This is a genomic window from Halorubrum lacusprofundi ATCC 49239, from assembly GCF_000022205.1.
GTDB lineage: Archaea > Halobacteriota > Halobacteria > Halobacteriales > Haloferacaceae > Halorubrum > Halorubrum lacusprofundi.
The window spans coordinates 21109-44245 of record NC_012030.1; the positions used below are offsets into that span (position 1 = coordinate 21109).

General features: G+C 53.1%; 18 protein-coding genes. 11 read left to right on the forward strand and 7 right to left on the reverse strand.

Annotation, left to right across the window (positions count from 1 at the left end):
* From HLAC_RS16000 to HLAC_RS16010, 3 genes are read left to right on the forward strand one after another with little or no spacing between them, the layout of a single operon-like run.
* The gene (locus HLAC_RS16000) at window positions 1–4299 is read left to right on the forward strand and encodes an Eco57I restriction-modification methylase domain-containing protein (protein ID WP_012660028.1); all 4299 of its coding nucleotides are present in this window, start codon (window positions 1–3) and stop codon (window positions 4297–4299) included.
* Window positions 4296–7262 carry a DEAD/DEAH box helicase gene (locus tag HLAC_RS16005; protein WP_012660029.1) on the forward strand — a complete coding sequence of 989 codons (2967 nt, stop codon included), beginning with the start codon at window positions 4296–4298 and terminating at the stop codon, window positions 7260–7262. Before HLAC_RS16000 ends, HLAC_RS16005 begins: the two co-directional genes overlap by 4 nt.
* Entirely contained in the window at window positions 7259–7804 is a 546-nt protein-coding gene (locus HLAC_RS16010; protein ID WP_012660030.1) for a TATA-box-binding protein, read from the forward strand. Before HLAC_RS16005 ends, HLAC_RS16010 begins: the two co-directional genes overlap by 4 nt.
* A 19-nt stretch (window positions 7805–7823) precedes the next feature.
* Here HLAC_RS16010 and HLAC_RS16015 read toward each other — a convergent pair whose 3' ends face one another.
* A complete protein-coding gene (locus HLAC_RS16015; RefSeq protein WP_012660031.1) occupies window positions 7824–9623 on the reverse strand; it encodes a DUF262 domain-containing protein in 1800 nt (599 codons plus the stop codon).
* A gap of 368 nt (window positions 9624–9991) precedes the next feature.
* On the opposite strand from HLAC_RS16015, the gene HLAC_RS16020 reads away from it, so the two are divergent.
* The 3 genes from HLAC_RS16020 (at window position 9992) to HLAC_RS19680 (ending at window position 11725) form a co-directional block, all read left to right on the forward strand.
* Window positions 9992–10303, forward strand: coding sequence for a hypothetical protein (locus HLAC_RS16020; RefSeq protein WP_012660032.1), 312 nt, complete (start codon window positions 9992–9994; stop codon window positions 10301–10303).
* 94 nt (window positions 10304–10397) lie between these two features.
* Window positions 10398–11099, forward strand: coding sequence for a hypothetical protein (locus HLAC_RS16025; protein ID WP_012660033.1), 702 nt, complete (start codon window positions 10398–10400; stop codon window positions 11097–11099).
* Between the two features lie 362 nt (window positions 11100–11461).
* Window positions 11462–11725, forward strand: coding sequence for a DUF7386 family protein (locus HLAC_RS19680; protein ID WP_012660034.1), 264 nt, complete (start codon window positions 11462–11464; stop codon window positions 11723–11725).
* 178 nt (window positions 11726–11903) lie between these two features.
* On the opposite strand, the gene HLAC_RS18260 is transcribed toward HLAC_RS19680, so the two are convergent.
* From HLAC_RS18260 to HLAC_RS16055, 5 genes are all read right to left on the reverse strand, one after another.
* Window positions 11904–12491, reverse strand: coding sequence for a 7-cyano-7-deazaguanine synthase (locus HLAC_RS18260; protein ID WP_012660035.1), 588 nt, complete (start codon window positions 12489–12491; stop codon window positions 11904–11906).
* Window positions 12484–13704 carry a PfkB family carbohydrate kinase gene (locus HLAC_RS16040; RefSeq protein WP_012660036.1) on the reverse strand — a complete coding sequence of 407 codons (1221 nt, stop codon included), beginning with the start codon at window positions 13702–13704 and terminating at the stop codon, window positions 12484–12486. The genes HLAC_RS18260 and HLAC_RS16040 overlap by 8 nt, the downstream gene beginning before the upstream one ends.
* Complete coding sequence (locus tag HLAC_RS18265; protein ID WP_012660037.1) at window positions 13701–14789, reverse strand: hypothetical protein; 1089 nt, start codon at window positions 14787–14789, stop codon at window positions 13701–13703. Before HLAC_RS18265 ends, HLAC_RS16040 begins: the two co-directional genes overlap by 4 nt.
* Before the next feature lie 159 nt (window positions 14790–14948).
* Entirely contained in the window at window positions 14949–15578 is a 630-nt protein-coding gene (locus HLAC_RS16050; RefSeq protein ID WP_012660038.1) for a RipA family octameric membrane protein, read from the reverse strand.
* A 5-nt stretch (window positions 15579–15583) separates the two neighbouring features.
* A complete protein-coding gene (locus HLAC_RS16055; protein ID WP_012660039.1) occupies window positions 15584–16024 on the reverse strand; it encodes a TIR domain-containing protein in 441 nt (146 codons plus the stop codon).
* A gap of 154 nt (window positions 16025–16178) precedes the next feature.
* Between HLAC_RS16055 and HLAC_RS19685 the strand changes: the two genes are divergently transcribed.
* From HLAC_RS19685 to HLAC_RS16075, 3 genes are all read left to right on the forward strand, one after another.
* Window positions 16179–17027, forward strand: a complete 849-nt coding sequence (locus HLAC_RS19685) for a TIR domain-containing protein (protein WP_241211167.1) — start codon at window positions 16179–16181, stop codon at window positions 17025–17027.
* A gap of 150 nt (window positions 17028–17177) precedes the next feature.
* The gene (locus tag HLAC_RS16070) at window positions 17178–17672 is read left to right on the forward strand and encodes a hypothetical protein (protein ID WP_012660041.1); all 495 of its coding nucleotides are present in this window, start codon (window positions 17178–17180) and stop codon (window positions 17670–17672) included.
* A gap of 251 nt (window positions 17673–17923) precedes the next feature.
* Window positions 17924–18472 carry an adenylate/guanylate cyclase domain-containing protein gene (locus tag HLAC_RS16075; RefSeq protein ID WP_241211168.1) on the forward strand — a complete coding sequence of 183 codons (549 nt, stop codon included), beginning with the start codon at window positions 17924–17926 and terminating at the stop codon, window positions 18470–18472.
* 114 nt (window positions 18473–18586) lie between these two features.
* On the opposite strand, the gene HLAC_RS16080 is transcribed toward HLAC_RS16075, so the two are convergent.
* Complete coding sequence (locus HLAC_RS16080) at window positions 18587–19753, reverse strand: ISH3-like element ISHla1 family transposase (RefSeq protein WP_009486633.1); 1167 nt, start codon at window positions 19751–19753, stop codon at window positions 18587–18589.
* A gap of 106 nt (window positions 19754–19859) precedes the next feature.
* On the opposite strand from HLAC_RS16080, the gene HLAC_RS16085 reads away from it, so the two are divergent.
* A complete protein-coding gene (locus HLAC_RS16085; RefSeq protein WP_241211174.1) occupies window positions 19860–21272 on the forward strand; it encodes an ATP-binding protein in 1413 nt (470 codons plus the stop codon).
* Between the two features lie 20 nt (window positions 21273–21292).
* Window positions 21293–23014: a sensor histidine kinase gene (locus HLAC_RS16090; protein ID WP_012660042.1), complete on the forward strand. Its 1722-nt coding sequence runs from the start codon at window positions 21293–21295 to the stop codon at window positions 23012–23014.
* Window positions 23015–23137: the final 123 nt, after the last annotated feature.

Below are 23137 nucleotides of genomic sequence, written 5' to 3' on the forward strand. Positions count from 1 at the left end.
ATGCAAACGGCACTCACCTACCGTACGAACCGTGACCTGTTCTCGAATTACTACTTAGACGAACACCTCCCCGAGACCGAAGAATGGGACGAGGTCAGCGACGAAGAACTCCAGGAGGCCTATGATGACGTTATGGATCTCTGGGAGCGTGAGAAGGACACCGCCCCGAAGCGGAATGAGTCCCAGCTCGAAGAGAAATTCATCCGGCCGATGTTCCGGAAACTGGGGATTCCGTTCGAGGTTGAGGAGAGCACTGATCGAACGCAGCGCCGACCCGACTACGGGTTCTTCGAGACTGAAGAAGCTGCACGGGACGCCTTCGAACGCCGTGATGAGGGCGGAGACTTCTACAAGAATTCCGTCGCTGTTGCGGACGCGAAACGATGGGGCCGTCCCCTCGACACTCGCGGAAGCGGTGAACACGAACGTGACTTCGAGAACCCCAGTTACCAGATCCACGTCTACCTGCAGGAAGTGGATGCTGCACAGTGGGCTGTCCTAACCGACGGGAAGAAGTGGCGGCTGTACTACGGACCGACCAGCCACCGTCTCGACTCCTACTACGAGGTTGACCTGCCGACGATTCTGGAGAAGGGTGATCTTGAGGATTTCAAGTACTTCTACCTCTTCTTCCGTCACGAAGCATTCCTCGAAGACAGCAGCGGTGACTGCTTCCTTGACGACGTCTACGGCGAGTCCAACGTCTTCGCCCAAGAGTTGGGGGAGGACCTACAGGACAACATCTACGAGGCGATCAAGATCCTCTCTGAGGGATACCTCCAGTACCCTGAGAACGATCTTGACGAAGAGGATCTTGAACTGATTCACGATAGTTCGCTCATCTACCTGTACCGCCTCATCTTCGTCCTGTACGCCGAAGCCGAAGGCCGTGAGCTGCTGGATACAAGCAACGAGATTTACGAGCAACAGTACAGTCTGAACGCTCTCAAACAGGAAGTCGCCGAAGAACTCGATAGTGGCGATCCAAAGTACCGTGATTGGCAAGACAACCTTCAGGCTCGTCTGGACGAACTGTTCTCGCTCATCGACAAGGGCAGCAAGTCACGTGGCATCCCCGAGGAAGACCTCTACATTCCGGCGTACAACGGTGGGCTGTTCCGGACCGATCCGGACGACGACGACAGCAAGGAAGCACGGTTCCTCGCCAATCACGACGTCGGCGACGCCTACCTGGCTAAGGTCGTCGAACTTCTCACCCGGAGCAAGAACAGCAACGGCGGTGGAAAGATCTTCGTCGATTACTCCTCACTCGATGTTCGCCACCTTGGGAGTATTTACGAGGGCCTCCTTGAGTACCAGCTCAATGTCGCGGATGAACCGCTGTCACTGGATGATGGCGAGTACGTGAGCGCCGGCGATGCCGACGACGTCGTCGTGCAAGAGGGCGAAGTGTACCTGACGACAGGCAGTGGTGAGCGAAAGGCCACTGGGTCGTACTACACCCCGGAGTACGTCGTCGAATACATCGTCGAAAACACGCTCGAACCGTTGGTTGACGACATCCGGGTGGACCTCGCCGGCCAGAGTGCCCGCGGTGAAGATCGCGGCTTCGCTGCGGAGTTCGCCGATCGTATATTCGACCTGAAGATCCTCGACCCGGCAATGGGGAGCGGGCACTTCCTCACGAGCGCCATCGACTACCTGGCCCGGGAGATCATCGACGCTCAGGAGCGGCAGGCTGCACAGCAGGGTATCGAGACAGTTAATCAAGAGCATGACATCAACTGGGCACGCCGGCAGGTCGCCCAGCGCTGCATCTACGGTGTGGATCTGAATCCACTCGCTGTTGAGTTGGCGAAAGTGTCGCTCTGGCTTCGGACGCTTGCCGCTGAACAGCCACTCGCGTTCCTTGACCACCACCTGAAGACTGGGAACTCGCTCGTTGGGAGTGACATTGAGGAGATCGAGGAACTGGAGTCCGAGGGTGGTGGCGACGATCAAAATGCGTCGCTCGCGGACTTCGGTGTGGCTCGGAAAGGGACGATTGAACAGTTGATGCGGATCTACGAGGACTTCATCGCTATCGAGAATCAGGAACTTGCGGACGTCAAGGAGATGGAGTCCAAGTATGACGAGTTCGAGCGGAACAAACTCCGCCAGCGACTGGAAGCGATGGCGAACGTACACACCGCTGAGGACTTCGGACTAGATAACCTCCCTTCAGATGCGTACCAACGGATGGCGGGCGCTTTAGAAGATGATGATGAGTGGGAGAACCTAAGTAGTTCTCAGTGGTTCATTGATGCGCAAAAGTGGGCATCTGAGGGCCATTATTTCCACTGGAAACTTGAATATCCCGAAGTATTCTACGATAATGATGGAGATAAGAAAGGGGACAGTGGATTTGATGCAGTTATTGGAAATCCGCCATACATGCGAATTCAGACCATACGTCAAGCGGACGAAAGTCTACCCACTTACTTCGAGACGGAGTTTAACTCTTCGTATAAGAATTATGATATTTATGCGCTATTTATTGAAAAAGGGCACTCTCTGCTGAGCAAAGATGGTGAGCAGGGTTACATTGTACCCCATAAGTTCATGCAGGCTGAATTCGGTGAGGCTGTCCGATCCTACGTTGCGGATCGTTCAGCACTGCGGGAAGTGGTTGATATGGGACATTATCAGGTCTTCGGCTCTGCAGCAACAACATACACCTGCCTCCTCTTCTTATCTGGACAAGATAGAGATAAGTTCTCATATAAGAAAATCAGAGAAGATCCCCGTGATCTTTCCACCCTTGATGAATCTGATCTTGCGTCCGAACGGATTGGTGAGGAACCTTGGATTCTGCTATCCCCTGCTGAACTAGGGGCTGTGGAAAAAATGGAAGAATGCACGCCTCTTGAAGAGTTATCGGACAAGATCTTCGTGGGTATTCAAACTAGTAAAGACTCTGTCTACGCAGTCAATCTTGTTGAAGAAACAGAAGATCAGGTCACCGTCTCATCCGAAGAAACCGAGGAGGAATATGAATTCTCTAAGGAGATACTTGTTCCTTATCTCAAAGGTGAAGACGTAAATCGATACGAGACTCCTGAGAATCGTAAAGTCTTGATATTCCCGTATCACACCTCTGAGGATGGATATTCCTTGATGTCTCCTCAAGAGATTAAGAGTAAATCACCGAAAGTTTGGGACTACCTGTTGGAGAATCGGTCTGTTCTGGAAAGTCGGGATGGAGGAAGTATGGATGGAGATGATTGGTATGCGTATACCTATCCAAAAAGCCTCCACGAACATGAAAAAGAGAAAATCATCACTCCAGAGATTAGTGATAACTGTAGTTTCACGCTAGACAGTCGTGGGAACTATTCAACCTCGGTCATTTACAGCATCACCGCTTCGGAAACAGACTATGATCTCGAATATCTCTTGGCAGTGCTGAACTCTGCAACGACTTGGTTCTATGTCAGCAATACGAGTCATGTGTTGCGAGGGGGGTACTACCGTTTCAAAACGGGATATCTCCGGCCAATTGGTATCCCCGAAGTTGACACCGGTGAGGGAGACCTTTCAGAACTTGAGAATGTCAAAGAACGATATCAGAACCAGGAGTATGACGTAATTCGCAAACGCGCGATTGAGTTAGCAGAGGAAGGGAAAGAATCGACCGTCTACAACCTCTTGTGCTACCTCGTAAATGAGCGGATTGAGGCACAAAACCAGTATGAATCACTCAACTTAGATCTGTCTGACCACCTTGGAAATTACTCAGAGGGGAATTCCCTACACCAGATACAAGGATATCAACCACCTTCCGATGTTTCTAATACAATTGTGTCTGAGACCAGTAGTACCCGAGATAGTCTTCGAGTCGGGCGAGTTAGTGTAGACAGGGATCGATCTAAACTCACGATCAAAGCCAGTGCCCGGTATAAGCCCGAGGATGAGGATGCATACGAAACAGATCAATGGGGATACACAGAAACAGAATTAATGCCAGCTTTGGAGTTTGTTGGCCTTGACGAGAATTATGAACAACTCATTAGCGAGTTTGTCCCTCACATCGTTAATGAACGGGATGATGGCGTTGCGAAGTTTAGAGAAAACGCTACTAAGACTAACTCACTCGTCGATCGTTTAGAATCTCTGACTCTGCCTGTCATCTCGGATATTGAAGGTAGCTTTGATCGCTATCTTAAAATCAGAGCTAAAGCAGATGATCTTCTAACTAAGGCAGAGAACACTGATGATATTATTAATCAGGTAGTCTATCGACTCTATGGTTTGACTGATGACGAAATAGAGATTGTTGAGGCCTCTGTGTCGGAATGACTGACTTCGAGGTTGGCGACCACGTCAAGTTCGCCGGCGGACAGGGCGAGATCACGAAAATCGAAGACCGCCCGAATGGAGGCCAGCTCCTCCACGTATACACCACGGAGGGTGAACTCCGAAAACTCCCGAGTGGCCTGCCCCATATCGAGCGGATCGACTCTATCATTGACCGCCTCGCAGCCCGACAGATCGATTCGCCCATCCACCATGACCTTCGGGAACGTGCGACCCGCCTCGATCTCGCGTACCGATACGACCGGTTCCTGTCGCTGACGAACAACCGTATCGAGATCGAGCCGTATCAGGTTCAGGCCGCCTACGAGATCCTGAACTCGTACGATCACCGCTACCTGATCGGGGACGAAGTCGGTCTCGGGAAGACTATCGAAGCCGGCATCGTTATTGAGGAACTCATCGCCCGTGGTCGTGCCGAGCGGGTGCTTATCGTCGCACCAGCGCCACTCACCGTGCAGTGGCAGGAGGAGATGCGCGAGAAGTTTGATCGTAACTTCGTCATTTACGACCGTGAAACCGTAGAAAACCACCGTCAGTCCCACCCAAACCAGAACGTCTGGGAGCAAGAGGATCTCATCATCACCTCAATCGATTTCGCTAAGCAAACGAACGATGACCCCGAGTCGGACAGGGTCTCGGTTCGTGATGCGCTCGATAATCTCAACGAGTCTTGGGACGTCGCCGTTTTTGACGAGGCACACCACCTGACTGCTCGCCGGGGAAGCGACGACTCCATCGAACGCACCCAGCGTTACACTGTTGGTGAAGCCGTCGCCGAAAATTCCGACGCGCTCCTGTTGATGACCGGAACCCCTCACAAAGGGAAGTCCGATCAGTTCTACTTCCTCGTGAGTTTGCTTGATCCATATCGCTTCAGCCACGAGTCACAGATCAATCCAGACGCACTGGATGATCTGATGATTCGCCGGCTGAAGGACGACATGCACGACACCGACGGGACGCGCATGTTCCCCGAGAAGAACATCGAAGCGCTCGGTGTGGATATGTCCCGGGCTGAGCGGAAGCTCTACGACGACGTCACTGAGTACATCCGCGAGTACTACAATCTCGCTCAACAGGAGGAGAACCAAGCCGCAGGGTTCACGATGGTCATTTACCAGAAGCGGCTGGTCTCCAGCATCTACGCGATTCAGAAGTCTCTGGAGAACCGAATGCGCGCCATCCAGAACGACGCTGTTGCCGAAGATCTTCCCGACGACGTCCAGCAGTTGATCCCCCGGTATAGCACCGAACCCGAGACACTGACCGACACCGAACGTGAGCGCATCGAAGAGGCCCTGGAAACGGTCACGGTCACACTGAATCGTTCGCAGATACAGGAAGAACTTGATCGGGTGAAGCAGCTCTGGCAGCAGGCCAAGAGCATCCAGACTGATTCGAAGGCCCAGCTGCTCAAGCAGTTTATCGATCGCATCCTGTCCAACGACCCTGATGAGAAAATACTCATCTTCACAGAGTACACGGACACGCTCGAATACCTCCGAGACAGGGTGTTCGACGATCACGATATCGCCCAAGTCTACGGCGACTTAGACCAAGATCGACGGCGGGAAGAGATGGAGAAGTTCGAGAATGAGGCCAACTTGATGCTCGCCACCGACGCGGCACAGGAGGGTCTCAACCTCCAGTTCGCCCACATCATGGTCAACTATGACCTCCCGTGGAACCCGATCCGGATCGATCAGCGAATGGGGCGTCTCCACCGCTACGGGCAGGAACGAACCGTAGAGATTCGGAATCTTTTCTTCAAGAACACCCGAGAGAGCGAGATTCTGAACCTGCTGGTTGAGAAGACGAACCAGATTGAGTCCGACCTCGGGATGCGTTCGGATGTTCTCGGTCGGGTGCTGGAAGACGTCGATCTCGATGACACGATCATGGCCGCCATCGCCGAAGATCGTCCCTCCGATGAAGTTGTCGCCGACATCGACGAGGCCATCGAAGAACGGAAGAATGCACTGGAGACCGTGGAAAACGAGTTCCTCATCCGGAACCGATTCGACCTCTCCGACGAGGACGAGGAGATTCTCGATGTAATTGAGCGAAGTCAACACGGCGACGTCAGTGAGGACGACATCGAAGTGCTCGTCCGCGAGTTCTTCGACGAATTCGGCGGCGACATTCGAGGTGTTCGTCCTGGTCCGGCCCGTGCTGGCGGAGACGTGTTCCAGCTTGACGTTCCAGATGTCCTCTGCGGCAACCAGGTTGCAGGACGATACGACCAGGCGACGTTCACTCGCCAGGTAGCGATGGAAGAGGACGACGTCGAGTTCATCGCATTGGATCACCCGCTCGTGCAGTCGCTTATCGAGTTCTGTCTGGACTCGAATCGCATCGGGGGACAGGTCGCTGTGAAGGTCGCAGAGGACGGCGAACCCACACCCGGAATCCTATTCACGTACCGCCTGGGATACGTCTCTGGGGCGGGAGAGGCAGTCACCGAGAAACTGGTTCCGCTCTACGTCACGGCTGAAGGCGACGTGAGGACAGAGAAGCCGGAGTTCGTGGACACGGTCCCGCCAGAGGAGGTCGTCTCGACACCGCCCCTCGACCGACTTACGTCGATGGCAGAAGACCTGCACAGTGTCGCGGAGATGGAAGCGTGGGAGCAAGTCGAATCGTTTGCCGGCGAAGCACGTGAGGAACGGGAACGAGAGGTAGAGATCAAGCGGCAACACGCCGAGCAACACTTCGAGGAGGAGATCAGCGAATGGAAGGACCGCCTTGAGGATTATCAACAGCAGGACGAGCAAGGGAAAGACATGTCGGCACCAATCGGGAACGCGAAACGCCAACTTGAGTCGCTTCGTCGTGAGCGCGACGAGGAATTATTCCGATTGGAGGAAGAAAAGCACGTCACCCCAGAAGAACCGCAGTTGGTGACTGCGTCCTTCGTCCTCGGCAGTCCTCCAGGTGACCGATGACTGTCGAAATTGCGAACATCGTCGGCTCCGGCGATCTTGGCGTGGAGCTGGATCTCGAAGCATTGGAAGGCGACTTGTCTACACCGTACTTGGAGTACGACCCGTCGAATTACCACGGTCTTTACGTTCGTCTCGAAGAAGGTGGGCCGCTCATCACAGTCTATCGGAGCGGGAAGTACATCATCAGCGGCTGCCCCAGTGAGGAGGTACTACGCAAGACGAACGATGGATTCCTGAGAGCCCTCGCAGAGTTGGGAATCACCGACGAAGCTCAACAGACCGGGTTCACTGTCCAGAACGTGGTCTGTACTGCGATGCTCAATGAGATGGTTTCTCTGAATGCTCTCTCAATCGGGTTGGGGTTGGAAGTAACGGAGTATGAGCCGGAGCAGTTCCCGGGTCTGGTTTATCGGCCCGAGGGCATCGGTGCTGTACTACTAGTGTTCGCTAACGGGAAGCTGGTGATTACAGGTGCGAAGGATGCCGAGACCGCCGAAGTAGCGTACAATCACCTTCAGTCGAAGGTACAGGAACTAGTGTAGCGTTCTTGGAGGGTGGTGTTCAGCTGAAGGTGCTGATGATGTGGTCTCGAAGCATCTCCTCGCGTCGCTCGATGAATTCGGGGAAGTTCTCTAGTTCGTACAGACGCTCGTCAGTCGGGATGTGATGGCGGTCGTAGTACTGGTCACTCCGCGTTGAAATCCACTCATCGAACGCTTGGTCGCCTTTCGATTGGTTCTCCTCAATCAACTGGAGGTTCGCAACGTGATCACGCAGGGAAGCGTACCGCTCGGCCTTACTCGGCTCGAATCCGTAGTTCTCGATGAGGTTGTCTTTTTCAAGGAGACTCCGCGGGAAAATGTGGTCAATTTCGTATGAATCGTCGTGGGCAGGGTCTGGGTAGTAGAGGACCGACAAGAGCAGGTAGATCTTCGTGCTGTTGTAGTCCGTTTCCTCGAACAGGTCTTCTACGATTTCCTGGCTGAAGCCAACGGCTTTCCCACGCGTCCTGATTTCACGCTGAATCCGTTCTAGTGGGAACTGACTATCGTCCGCCTCTTTGATGGCATCACGTGCGTCCTCGATGATCTGGTCTGGCCGGGAGTTGAAGTTGCTGTTGAGGAGCGCAGAGCAGAGCCATTCGAGGATTCGCGGACGAACCTGCACACCGAGTTGAGAATCCGTCGTCAGGGAGGGATTCTCGTTGTGGTAGAAGTAGAAGACTAACGGGATGAGCGCATTCCGGCTCGTCAGGCTTCGGCCGGTGATACCGAAGTCGCTAATCAGGTCTACGGTGGACTCAATCGCATCTTGAACGACTCCGTTCGCCCAGATCTCTTTCATCAACGCCAGGTTCTCGTGCGTGAATGTGCGGATCTGGTACTCGGCGGAGAGGTCAGCGACAACGAGGAGGGATTTCAGGACGAAGTCGCTACCGAAGTCGTAGCCCTCGTCCACATACGCCTGATTAAGGTTTCCGACGAAGCTGTTGATCTCTTCCTTTGCGTCAATGGGGTTCTCTTCATCTGACCCCCAGTACGACGTGGCAATAGAGAGGAGGATTTCGGACTTGCTGAGTTGCGTACCACCTTCGTTCGCCCGGACGAAGATATCCAGAATTCGCTCGTTATCTTGGTTTCCTTCCTCGTAGTAGTTCACGATGTCTCGGGCGTGAACAGCATTGTAGAGAGTGGTGAGGTTCTTGAGGATGTAGTGCTCCTGTGCATCGGAGACTCCCTCTAACTCGGATGCGATTTCGTTCGCCCGGGTCATCGCCTTCTCCAGCGTATCGATCTCCAGAATGTCGCCGACACGGAACCAGTATTCCTCACCAGACTGTGTCGGATCGGGCTCCTTGAATCTGAAGTCGTATCGGAGCTTCAGATGGTCCTCAGTCTGGTTGTTAGGGTTCGAGAGCAAGTTGAGATACAGCTGTTTACGCGTCCAGGCGTCGGGATTCTTCCGTTGCCGGTACTTCTGCTTCTCAACGTATGTTCCTTGGAGCCCGATGTAGAAGGAGGAAAGGCGCTGCTGGCCGTCAACGACGAGTGAAACGGAGTCCGGGATTTGCTCGTATTCGGGGACCTTCGGATTCCGGTGGTGAACGTTGTCGAAATCGTCTGGGTAGATGCTATCCTCGATGTGATTTCGGACGAAGTAGTACTTGATCTGGTTGTCTGCGAACTCTCCGTTGAGGTTCCAGAAAATGAACGACCCGATAGGGTACTCGCGGAGAACGGAATCGAAGAGTTGAACGATCTGTTCGGTATCCCAGACGAACTCCCGCTGGATTGCCGGCAGAAAGATGGACTCGTTTATGTCCGGTAGAACTTGCTTGATTGTCCGAGACTGATAACCCATGAATGACGGTTACTCTACGTCGCGCATTAGTCGTTTATGTTGATAGGAGACTTCAGATAACGACCATCTGTGTGCCCTCTCTTGATTCGCCAACCCTCGCCAGAATCTGTTAACTGCTGAGGGTTTCAACAGAGCCACTAGTCTATGCGTGAGGGATACCCAAAGGATTCTAACAGACATTCCATTTCATCATTCCTCCGCCCAGCGATTCCAGAAATTTCATTACAGACTCGGCTGTCGAAATCCACCCTTGCGCCGAATAATTCGGGCGTGTGGGTGTGGAATTTGTAGGCATAGTGGGCTCACTGGGGGTCGTCTCCCACTGAGGGCTAACCCTTTTTCAAAGGTGTCTCATATGCCACTTTGCGATGCGACAAATAATCGACCGAAAGCTGTACGATACAGACGCAGCAGAAGAGATTGCAGAACACGCCCCCAACACAGACCGAAGTGACCTCTACTACCTGGTAGAGGCACTTTACAAAACGGATGATGGCGAGTACTTCCTGCACGGTGCTGGCGGCGCAGCAACGAAGTACGCGACGTCACACAGTAATGGCAAGTCAGGCGGCGAAGAGATCACCGTGTTGTCGGAAGATGATGCCGTTGATTGGTGCGAGGACCACTCGATTGATGCCGAGATTATCCTTGAAGAATTCGGCCATCTGATCGAATCGTAACAGGGAGCTCAGTTAGCTTTTCACGACCCCTTATGGAGACGTGTGACGACCGGCAGAGTACGCTCAGATTCGCCGTCAGTACCGACATCGACCAATGACCAGGAATATCGATTCGATAACCCACACCCAGACCAAGTACGTCAAAATCACCATCAACTGTGCAGACGGCGACGAAGATGTGAAGGTCGCAGTCAACACAGCGCGAGCAACCGTCACAGCCCAGTACAGGTACACCCCTAATGAAGCGCTCATGGCGACCGAACACGTCAGTGCAGACGACGACCGCGGCGAAGCGCACGCCGCGATCCGCAACGCGCTCGCAGGACTCGATGTTGACGACGACATCCACCGAACGATCGACCGACTAGAACGAGTCGGGTACTGGATGGACGACCAAGATCCTGTGTTGCCTGACGACATCCTAGTGGACGTGCACGGCGACTACAAATCGCTCCGCAGCGGGCAGGACATGCTCCTCGTGCAAGCCGACAACCCGACTCGGGGTGGACAGAGGCCGTTCGTGAAGGTTGCGGACAAACTCCCACCTGTGGGTGAGTTGCGCGAGTCGCTAGATGACAGGGTCGAGAAGCGCGTGATGCGCAATATGTGCCCACAGCGCCGCACGTACTACGAGCAGGAAGTTGACGGCCGAGTCCGGGCAGACATCATGGCAGTGGAGTCCTTGGAAGAGGCCGCGCGTGTCATTCGTAGTGATCAGGGAGAGAACAACGACCATGGCAGTGACTCGGGGGACGGTGGTAGTGATGATGAGCAGGCGACGCCCGCAGGTTACTGACGATTTTCAGGATTTGAGTCGTTGTTACAGACTCAGGGTACACGATTTGAGTAACTATCCAATTTTATACGGCAGTCCAAGAGCAACAGTCTGTATGCGAAACGAATGGCAACTCAGACATTTGGAACCGGGTCTTCGAGGCCAACCCCACGGGGTCGCGCGTCAATGTATACGACCGACCGAATGTATGCACCTCACGTCGGCTCACCAGCGTACCAAGTGCATATGTTCGCGCCACTCGGGCCAATTCTCCGCGCAGGTCACGACGTCGGCCGGCACCCACTATTTAAAGAATGGACTCTTGTTCACTTTAGAACGACGCACTGCCACCCCCCGTGCATACTCAGGTACTTAAAGGACTCATGGCAACCGATCGAACTAGCCTCAAACTGACAGACGACCGGAAGCGACTCTTTGACCAAGCAAGCGAGATCGTGGCTCGTGACGACGCGGATGACCCGCCTCGTAGCGACGTCATTGATGCCGCTCTTACTCACCTCATTGAAAGCCAGCAGAACCTCGAAAACGTACGAGACCAGTACCCACCACAACATATCAAACGGTGCTGTAACACGTCCGTGCTTGGACTGCGATATCGAACGTCAATCGAGTCGAAGTGGCGATAATACGCCAACAGGCCGAATATCTTCGAGAATGAGTGCCCGTTCTTCGTCCGTGTATGAACGGTGAGGTGTTGGGTATCGAACTCAATGCCAATTCTATGGCTCGTCGCTCAAACGATCATGGAGGTAGTTTCGCCGGTAGAAGGCACGTTGGTGGGCCCACCTTGCGGTCGTACTATATCTAGTAGACCCGTGTGAGAACACGTTGCCGCTTCTTGCAGCTACGACATTCGCCACACGCGGTGTTGGATGCTGTACAAGAATGCGTCCATCCAAGGAGTGATTCAGGTGGGTTCACTTCGCATACGAACTCTTCAGTTGTTCTATCGATTGCCGGGGCCACAACGCCGAGATCTCCCTCTTGGAAAGAGAGAAGCGAATCCATCAACTCGAAGAATTCTGCCTCCCCATCAGCATGGCTCTGATCGTCAGCAACTGCCCCAACAAGCAATCGGTCTGCGCCTCGTCGAACGACTTTCATTGCGACCAGTGTGACCACGAGTTGGTTTCGGTATGGCCACCACTCCGGAGCATCACCAAGGTCGGTCTCCTGCTGGCCCGCCATTGTACCAGCACCGAGATTCTCACAATCTACTTCGATGACCTCATGCTCAAGATTCAGCTGATCGGCGATTTGCGCTGACGCTTGGATCTCTGCATCCGCACAGCACTGCCCGTAATCAACAGTCACTGTAAGATCTGGCCTATGGGTGTACGCGAGTGTCGCAGAGTCAAGCCCACCAGATAACAATAGGACGGATTCAGGCATACGCCCTCCAGATCGCATTATAGATTGCAGACGACAGATCCTCGTACACCTTACACCCGGAGCCGCGAATCATGGTTTCACTGCCCATCTCGAAATCATTCGCATACCCGATAACTGGTGTCCCCTCCTTCCGGGCATATCCCACTTCAAAGTGCGTTCCAGAATCCAAATGATCCAATAACGCGAACACGAGATCTGACCGTTCAATTGCGTCTAAATCTTGCTGCGCTACCTCCTCTGGACTGTCGTAGTCAGCGGCTCGACCAATATCGTGAACGGGAGAAATCACGTCAGCTCCCTCGCTTTCCAGGAGGTGTTTGACCTCTTCGACAACGTAGCGCTCGCCAATGTCGAAGAATGGGCCTGCCAGATAGATCGTCGGAGGGGTAGCATCCGGTGAGATGAATGTCGGTGAAGCACTGTTGGGTACTGATTCGACGACCGCTCTGGAAATTGGCAGGCTGCGGTGTCTACAGAACGTTGCTGTCGCCTTTGAAGCGGTTAGTGCAGCGTCTGCGGCATCTTCACCGTTTTCTGCCCACTCCCCAGCAAAGACCGCACTGAACACATCTCCACTTCCGATTCCCCACACAGACTCCGTCTGAAAAACAGGAATTTTGGTCGTTATACCGGATGTTCTGACAATTGCCCCTTTCGCTCCCCGCTTGAGGACGACTACGTCTGCGGCAGTCGTACCTGCCATGAGTTCTGTGAAAATCGATTCTAAGTCGTCTTCTCCAGCCAGTTGCTCGGCTTCGTTTCGGTTGAGGATGAGGGCGAGTTCATCGGCAGTTGAGCCATTTTCATTGAACGGGACGGGAGACGCTGATTGAGGATCATAGACGACGCGCTTACCGGAAACAATCGCGGTCCCTTCAACCAGTCCGAATCGCAAGATTGCGTCTCCACTAACTCCTGAAAGTTTGCGGTTATAGTTGGCTGCCTCGGCCGGAGAGAGCACAGGGTTCGAGTGATTATGCAAATAGTCGAAGCTGACCGTCTCCGGGATTTCGGTGGTGGTGACGTCGAAGTTAAACGTGGCCGCGTAGGTTTCGAGTGTCTCTTTGTCGGCAGGGCCGATGCAGGTGTGGAGTTGGTTACGAGAGGAGACCGTGGTCTCAGTAGCTGCGGCTGCTCGTATACCTGATCCGAAGAAAGCTGAGTCCGGAGGAAACTGGCACAACTCGTGGTACGCGCCACCTGCAATAATCATTCGTCACTAGCACCCGTCTGAATATTGACTCTGCAATACTCCGGTGTAACCTCACGAACCTCTGCCTGGTATGACCGTCCTTGGTCGATACACTCGTTGAGAAGACGAGCCCATGGGTCAGGAACGTCACCGACTCTAGCTCCGTCATCCGTGAGGACAACTACTTCTTCGGTCGTTTTTTCGACTGATAGGGAAAGTTCCGGATGAAGTTGGTCCCGTACTGCAGTATTGGTCGCGGTCAGATTGACGTCCTGGTTAACGAGGCACTTGTTGGTTACTCGAACTTCGCATTTCCCTCCGTCGATGTTGAGAACCCGAGCACGATATTGTCGGCCCTGCTCGATACACTCCTTCAGTGTACCAACCCACGGTTCAGCGATGGCACCGATAGTTCTGCCTAGTGAATCTACAATACAGATCGCTTCCTCTCGAAGGCGTACTGAACAGACATCACCCTCGTCTACATCTTCTAACGGTTCTGGGTTCGGTGAATGGAGAAGAGCTGATTCTGCAATCAGGCACTCGTCTTCTTCATCATCGTCCTCGTCATCATCTTCGTCTTCCTCCCGATCCTCGTCATCATCTTCGGCATCCTCATTGTCACTCTCGTGTTCTTGGTCTTCTTGATCCTCCTCATGGTTCTCCTGACTGCCCTCCTGCTCAGCGTTATTAGAGTCCGCATCATCCGAGTCGTCTTCGGGACCTGAATCTGCCGGGTTCTGCTTCTCTGACTCTTCGTCATTATGCCCGCTGTTGTCTTCTTGTTCCTCCGGTTCTCCATCTTCAGTGCCCTCATCTGGTGATGGTTCGTCTCGCTCCGGCTCTGAATCATCCTCTCCAGATGCACCGCTAGAACCGTCCCCAGAACCAGATTCTGGTGCGCCGCTACCGCCCCCGCCACCAGTAACTGGTGGGCTCTCTGGAGTCGTTCCGTCACTTGTTTCATTTGACTCATCAGACTGATCTTCGTCTGTCTCTTCTTCAGTGTCTGACTCGGGTGGGGGTACACTATCCGATTCACTAGATTCTCCTCCCGATCCGCCGCTATCAGACGGTCGCTCATATCCACCGCTTCCTCCGCCCATAGTGTCGAACTATTTTAATTTAAGGATGTTAAGTGTACCGTGGAGAGAATGGGGAAAAGAGCTAAATTCGACCTTATCTCCAGCCGAGGAGTGATTCAATAGAGTCTGGGGTCAAACCTGCTTCTCCCACCCAATGTCACCGGAACTCCGCTCAAGGGACTACTTTTTTCTCTGTTTCCAGTAGGGGCCAATTGAGTCAAAAGGTGTCCACCGTCCACGAAATGCAGCAAGCCCATAGACGGCCATTACACCGCTCCAAATGAGGGACAGAGGTGTAAGTAAGTCAATTGCGTTGATTTTCTGTAGTCCTCCAGCAATAATCATCAATCCAAAGACCCAAAGTGTAACTCGTGGCCACCAGATTTCGACACTCGTGTGTGTAATGTATTCCTCCGGGTCGCGGCCTCTTTTTAGCTGGTCCCACTCTTCTTGAAATGGTTCCATGGGGAGATCCTCTTTAGCAATCTCGCTCAGCACACGGTATTTCCCGCTATTCAATTGTTTATACGAGATTATGTGGGCCATCCAGAGGATGGAAAGCGCAACGCCAACAATGCCGACTAACAGCAGCACTATGGAAGTGACAACGCCAAGTTTCACCCCGGCCCCGACACCCGCAAAGGTTCCAAGAACCAGCTTTTGGTAGAATCGATTGTTCTTCAGTCGTCGATTGCTCACGTCAAGTGTCGTCTGTCCATAAAATTTCCATTGTTCGAGAGCCGGGTTCTGATTATTATCTCCCCCGTTGTCTACTTGATTCGAACGACGGTCCTCGTTATCTTCTGTCATAACCGTCAGGGTGCAAGATCTCGAACTTCACGTACGATTGGTGTTTTATTCCAGCCCGTGGTGGCGTCGGCTTTATTTGTGATATATGATGTCCGCTCTGCTCCCCAAGGTTTGACACTAATAATCGGCTTGTCAAGCTCCTCCGCAATTCGAACCTCCTTGCCGATCCAGTCACTATACGTCGAGTACATTCCGGCAATCACAATAACGACTGAGGCTGGCTTGATCTGCTTGTTCTTTATATGCCGTTTGAGCGCTCGGTTTGACTTGCCCTCCACTTTCTCTTTCTTTGTCACCGAATAATTCCGGTAGGAGAAGTGGTTTTTGTCGTCGAGCAACTCAATGAGTCCGTCATAATCGCTATTGTGCTTCCAGGAGTGGGAGATGAATAGATCATATCCACTACGCTCAGCACTGAATTCGATCTCGTTCACGTCAACGGTCATTACCCGAGTACATCAAGTGAATCAATTTCAACGTTTGGGATGCGATGTCTCTGAACTTTCTTCTCTATGTGTGTCGGACGATAAAGCAGCAATCTGACGAAGTTGGCCTTCCCCCAGAGGAGAGTTTATGTGGTTGGATTATGATACAATATCTGTGACATCAGACGAAAACCACCCTGTCACTCGTGTTCCAACCGTGGAAGTACAGAGCCCAGCCGGTAGCCTTGACGTGGACTCCCTTTTTGAGGAAATCGAAGAGGCTGATTCGTTTGCTGGTCTGTCCGGAGGCACTTCTGACGGACCTATCCCTATAGACAAAAATACAACCACGGTTCAGGCTGCGGAGGAGGAAAATCCAGACTTGGCTAGTCTCGGGAAAGACTTGCTTGCCGGGTATGCAAACTGGAAAGGAGGGCAAGCCGATTTCGACCCTCAGGATGACCCTCTTCACTACATCTGGTACGATGCTCCAGAACTCATTTTAGGTGCTATCCTAGCCGGTGGTGTGGCGTACAAGGGGGTACAGGGGTTAGGTAGCCTGGTTCCAGCTGAATCTTCAACAGAGGAGCCTAGTACAACCACTCAACCTCGTCTACCTCTGGAGAATCGACCGTACAGGGTCTTTGTCAGCCACTCGTGGAAGTACTCCGAACAGCGTGAACGTATTGAAGAATTCCTTGACTCTGAAGAACGGCTCAATTGGCAGAACTTCAGCGTCCCGGAGGATGAACCCCTGGAATTCGAAGATGCAAACGACCTCCGACAACAACTTTATCGACAGGTTGGCCAAGCGAATGTGGTCGTGGTCCTTTCAGGCATGTACGTTTCGTACAGCGGGTGGATTGAAGAGGAAATTGAACTGGCCAAGCACTTTGAGAAACCCGTTATTGGTGTTCAACCACATGGGAACGAGCGTCTTCCTAAGTCAGTGAGGGAAGCTGCCGATGAAGTTGTAGGCTGGCGACAGCGATCTATCGTGAATGCGATTGCTCGGCATGGATGAACTCTGCTAGTGGAATAATCCGCCTCAAAACCAAGGGTAATCCGACGACCAGTACTTGATCATTTTGTATGTAGGTACCAAAGTCCGTGTTCAACTCGGACAGCGGAGTCTCAACAGACCTTTTTATCTATGTAATGACTGTGATGAGTAATGAGTGAGCGCAAGGTCTTCGTTAGCCGGCCTAGTTCCAGGAATGAGGCACAGGAGAATTTCTTGGAACATCTGGATGACCGGATGGTACGACGTGATCTGCGACCCGTTTCGCTAGGGCAGACGGATTATCCGAACCGAACACCAATCCAAGGAGTTCGGCAACTGATGGAGCAATGTGAGGGTGCGATGATTGTGGGATTAGAGCAGATTCATTTGAGAGATGGTATTGAGAAATCTGGGACCGAACAGGAAACCGAAGTGAATGACCTCTCTCTTCCTACCCCGTGGAATCATATCGAGGCGGGAATGGCGTTTATGCTTGAACTTCCGATGTTAATCATACGAGAAGAAGGCGTTGAGAGAGGAGTATTTGACGTTGGTAGCAGCGAACGCTACATTCACCAAGCGACGATGACGGAGGAATGGATCGAATCTCCCGAGTTCACACAGCCATTCAATTCATGGCATGAAGAGATTCTCCAACAATCATGACCGAGTTCCACTGAAATCGAACCCACCAGACGGCACAGGTGCTTTTGTCAATACACCGCGAACAGCCGGTATAGTCAAGCGCGTCATCACACTCTGGAGGGATACGGACGGAACACAGACCCAGAGAGACGAAATCGCGGAACTCACCGTTCAAGCAGATACTCGCGTTAAGGCTCTCAGGACGATGAGTATACTTTCACCACGCTTCGCGTAACTATACAAACCTCCGACAAGAACCGTCAGAGAACAGAATGCCGAATTTCCCGGACTCTCATCAAGAGGAAATTATCGAACGAATTGGGGAGAGAGCAGAGACCGTCGAAGAACGACTTGAAGATATCCCCCGGGGCCGAACTAATCCCTCGTTAGAAGAGCTCACAATCCATTCTGCAAAGAAATATCGTCTTGGGATTGTTTTCGTCGATATCAACGACTTCAGCAACTACATGAGTAGAAATGACGACGAGGACACGCTGTTCATGCTGAACGTATTCATCCCTGAGATCATGGAACTGGTCCGTGATTTCGATGGGAAACTTGAGAAGAACACAGGAGACGGCATTCTCGCGTATTTCGGTGCAGGTGAAGATGATGGAGATGCGGTCGAAACACTGTTAGAGTACATCGCTACCGTCAAATGGGCGTTGAAGTACCATGTCAATCCGGAACTAGAGGACAACGACGTTGAGACGATATCGATTAGCACCGGGTCAGCGTACGACACAGTCTCAGTACCTCACAAAGCATCCTCGGCTAGCTGTTTCTGCGGCCTGAGTTCTGTGTCGAAGCGGTTGTACTGACGGTCTCGACGAGAGAATTACGGACGGATCGACGGAGAGCTGTCGCTGTCGGCGGCGGTCAGCCGCCGACGCGACAGCGTCGCCACTCACTCCGCTGGCTTGCTCGGTCGGTGGTTAGCGGTGGAATCGGTCGTCAGGTGGCCGATTCGCGGGGACGGCCCGACGCACCGCGAGGGCCGTCCACGCAGCTCGTCGAATCATATTGACGAACTCCTTGTACGGCCACCACCAGAGGCGACGCCCGCCTCGGCGGGGCGTCGCCACATACTCGTAGTGAAGGTACCGCCAGACGTTCTGTAAGAGGAGACTCACCACCACGTACAGCAGCCGTACCGTTGGATCTCGTGTTGTCGTTGTCGCTATCGCTTGCTCAAACAAGCGATAGCTTGACTCGATACCGAAGCGTTTCGAGTAGTGGTATCGAGCGTCCCGTGGTGAGTCGATGAACGGCGCGTCAGCGGCGTAGCCGTGACGCGCCACACCGTTCTCGTCATACTTCCCATTTAGGTACGTACAGTCGATGTAGACGGGAAAATCGACGGTCCAGCTGTGACCGTCGAGTTTCCCCGTCAGATCATGCTGAATGACGCGACTCCATCCTTCCGAGAGCTCTTGCTGAATCGCCTCACCCCACCGGATGATCGGGATCACGTACGCGTAATTGTGCGCCTGAAGCAGCGTGAGACACTTACTGTCGTAGAATCCGCGATCAAGGTAGACGGCCTTGACCCCGGCGTCAAGGCCGTCGAGGACACCGAAGAACTCAGCGAGGACACTACTTGCGGTATCGCCGTCTTTGAGACGGCGTACCGCCAGCGTGTAGCGTTTGTTCTTCACACGCGCGTAGAGTGTGGCATAGGCGTGGAACGCAGTGGTTCCACGCTTCGCTACCGAGTGATAGAGGCCGTCTGTGTCGTCTTCGTCACCGTAGTAGGGCCGCAGGTGGAGGTCTGCGCAGACCTCCACCTGTTCGGGGAGCAATTCATCGAGATCCTTTCGCAGGAGCGTGTTAGCGACTCGTTCGAGCCGTTCCGGCTCGAACTTCGTCCGAAGATGGTAGAGGACCGTGTTCCCAGCGGGTGAGTTCTGGCTCGACGCACAGAGCGTAGAGACAGAGGTCCCGTCGGCGCAAGCGCCGACGAGGACCTCATAGATGTCTTCAGCAGTGATTTCAGCGTTATTGGCTAACGAGAGCGAAACTTCCTCGTCAAGGCGGTTGACGAGAAAGTTAAGAAGCTGGTCCTCGTGGATCTCACCGTCTGCTTGTTTGGTTTTAGACACACCTTCAGCAAGCAGACGTTCTAACTAAGCGGCTTTGTGAAGTACTGAGTATCTTGATCTGTCTATTGGATTTTTCACACGGATTGACCAAGGGACCCAAGAAATCATACAGGCAGTCGGAGACCACCCGCTCATCCAGCCCGGCGGAACCTGTCCACTTGATGAGGCCTACTGTCGACGGACTATCGAATTAGATAGTCCCTTGGCGGTTCAAGACGCGAATGCGTCTTCAGCGATTTCTGAGACAGCCATCGAGACGTTTGATTTGGGAACGTACATCGGTGCTAAACTGACCGTTAACAACGAACCATACGGGACGATTTGCTTCGCCGATAAAGAAGAACGAGGCACTACGTTCAGTGATGCTGAAACACACTTCGTGGAACTGCTGGCTCATCTGGCCGGAAACGCGATTGAACGACGGACTTACGAACAGGAACTCGAAGAGCGTGAAGCTCGTCTTGATGAACGAGAAGAAGAGCAGCGGGCCCTCATCGATGCCAGTTTCGATCTAGTGTTCCGTATCGATACTGACGGACAGTTCACGTTTATATCAGATACTGCAGAAGATCTCTTGGGCTACACACCAGAGGAACTCGTTGATCGCCCGTTTAGCTTGTTACTCCCAGATAACGCCTCCGTTGAGCTAGCAACAGAGACCTACGAACAAGCATTAGCTGGTCAGTCCGTCGAAGAAGAATATCTTGTCGTTGAATCCAAGACAGGCGACCAAGTCGTCTTAGATGTTCGAAAGGTCCCAATCTACGAGAGCACCGTTCCGAAAGAAAACCGAACAACCGCTGATATCGTCGGTGTTCAAGGGGCTGCAAAAGCAGCAACTGAACGGTTTCACCGCGAACGACTGAACCACGTTCTGAATCGTGTCCTCAGACATAACCTCCGGAACGATATGAACGTCATCGGCGGATTTTCAGAGGTCCTCGAAAAACGGTTGTCTGGCGAGAACGCGGAGCTGGCCGAGCGAATTAACAGGACAAGCGACCGACTGTCACAGCTCTCTGAGTCGGCTCGCAAGCTAAGTGAGAATATGGACCTCGCTCCTGAGCTGGAGCCCATGGATATCACACCCATGGTGGAGCGTGCGGCCAGCCAAATCACCGAGCGATATCCCGACGCAGATATCACGGTGAAAATGCCCAGCAAGATAGTGGCGCAGAGTACCCTCAGTTTGGAAACGGCTGTCTGGGAATTACTCGATAATGCCGCTAAGCACGCGGGAGACTATCCAGAGGTGTCAGTCGAAGTAACGACGATAGAAGATCGGGTTGCAATACGGATTTTTGACGACGGCCCCGGGTTGCCGCCCAGCGAGCGGTCGGTACTGACAACTGGTGAAGAGACGCCGCTCGTTCATGGCCAAGGACTGGGATTGTGGCTCGTCTACTGGATTATTGAGGGCCTGAACGGCGATCTGCAGCTACACAATGACGATCCTAGAACGTGTATTGAGCTCCGACTCCATGCTGGTGAAGTGCCTTCAGAATCCTCTGGTGAATAGGGTCTGGAGTTGATAACGCAATGACTACACTTCAGACAGCCACCAGTCAATTGCAAGCGTCACTCCCGGTGTTTGAGTTGTACATTGTCGTTTTCGTAGCTGCCGCAGTAATCTGCTTTGCTAGCATCTTCCGCACCAAGCAGATCAACCAACACGATACGCGGAACGGGTTGATCGCACTCCTTGCAACAAGTGGAGCCTGGGCTCTTCTTCAAGTCGCCTATCTCATCGCTCCAACACCGGATCTCAAATATGTCTTCTACTTGGTCGGTCTTGTTGTTGGCCTTGCCACTGTCGGCCCGTGGCTCTACTTTTGTTCAGCCTACACGGGACGGTCGCTCCATCACAACACTACCTATCAGCAAGTCGCTGTTGGAGTCTATCTCGGCATCGTTGCCGTCAAGCTCACGAACCCGATCCACGGGCTGTACTTCACGTCGATGATGGTCGACCAGCCGTTTACCCACCTCATGATCAATCACGGCATCCTCCACTGGCTGGCGATGGGGGTAGCCTACGGGCTGGCGGTCGTCGGCATTTTCATGTTGTTCGAACTCTTCACCCAGGTCGACTACGATACCCGACCGTTCGTCGCACTCATTGGGTTAACGGCCCTGCCAGTCATCCTCGATATTTTAGGAGCTATTAGCAACTCGTTTGTCAACATCGGCTACTCTGCTCTTGGTGTCGCCGTCTTTGCGGTCGGTGTGCTGTTCATCTATACGGACCGCTTCGGGACTATTCAGTTGGCTGGTCAGTACGATGATCCCGTGATCGTCCTTGACGATGATGATGAGATCCGTGATTTCAATCGGAGCGCGGCAAGACTATTTCCAGCACTCGAAGGCCGTCTTGATGAACCGCTTGCCGAAGTCTGCCCGGAGCTCGCAGCCACGACACGGAATAGAGAAGTCTATCAATATACCAACTGCGACGAGACACAGTACTTCCGACCAACGAGAAACTCCTTTAGTGCAAACAACGTCCAGCTCGGGTTGCTGCTTGTGTTGAGTGACGTGACCGATGAAGAACGCTACAGACGGCGGCTCGAAGCCCAAAACGACCGTCTTGAACAGTTCACTGGTATGGTTTCCCACGACCTCCGGAACCCGCTCAACGTCGCCCAAGGTAATAGTGAGATCATCTATGAACTCCTTGACGCCACGAAAACTGACGACGGGTACGAACCGTTGTCTGATGAGACCCTTGATACAGTCGTTACCTCGGCGAAGACCCTATCCAACACTCTTGATCGAATGGAACGCTTGATCGATGACTTGCTCGTATTGGCCCGACAGGGCCAAGCAATCGATAGCCGTGAGGTGGTGTCACTGGCAGCCATCGTTGAGAACTGTTGGGAGATGGTCGACCACAAGAACGCGGCGCTGGTCGTTGACGATGACCTTACTTTCGCAGTCGATCCTGACCGTCTCCAACAACTCTTTGAGAACCTGTTTCGCAACGCCATCGAACACGGGGGTGACGACGTGACGATCCGGGTCGGTGCTCTCGAAAATAATGGTTTCTACGTCGAAGACGACGGCCCGGGCATCCCCGAGGAAAAACGCGAAGCCGTCTTCGATTCTGGGTTTACAACGAACCGCGACGGAACCGGCTTCGGGCTCGCAATCGTCAAGGAAATTGTTGAGGTCCACGGCTGGACTGTCTCGGTGGCTGACAGCGACGAAGGGGGTGCACGCTTTGAGGTAACGGACATCGAGACCAAGCACTCAGACGAATAATGGACTCACTCATCTACCGACTAACCTGGATTGCTATACTTAGTCTCTAAGTAGAGCAATCTGTTCTGCTGGTCTCGTTCTCTTTCTGTTGGTGATGTGTGTGTCGACCTCAACCGATCACCT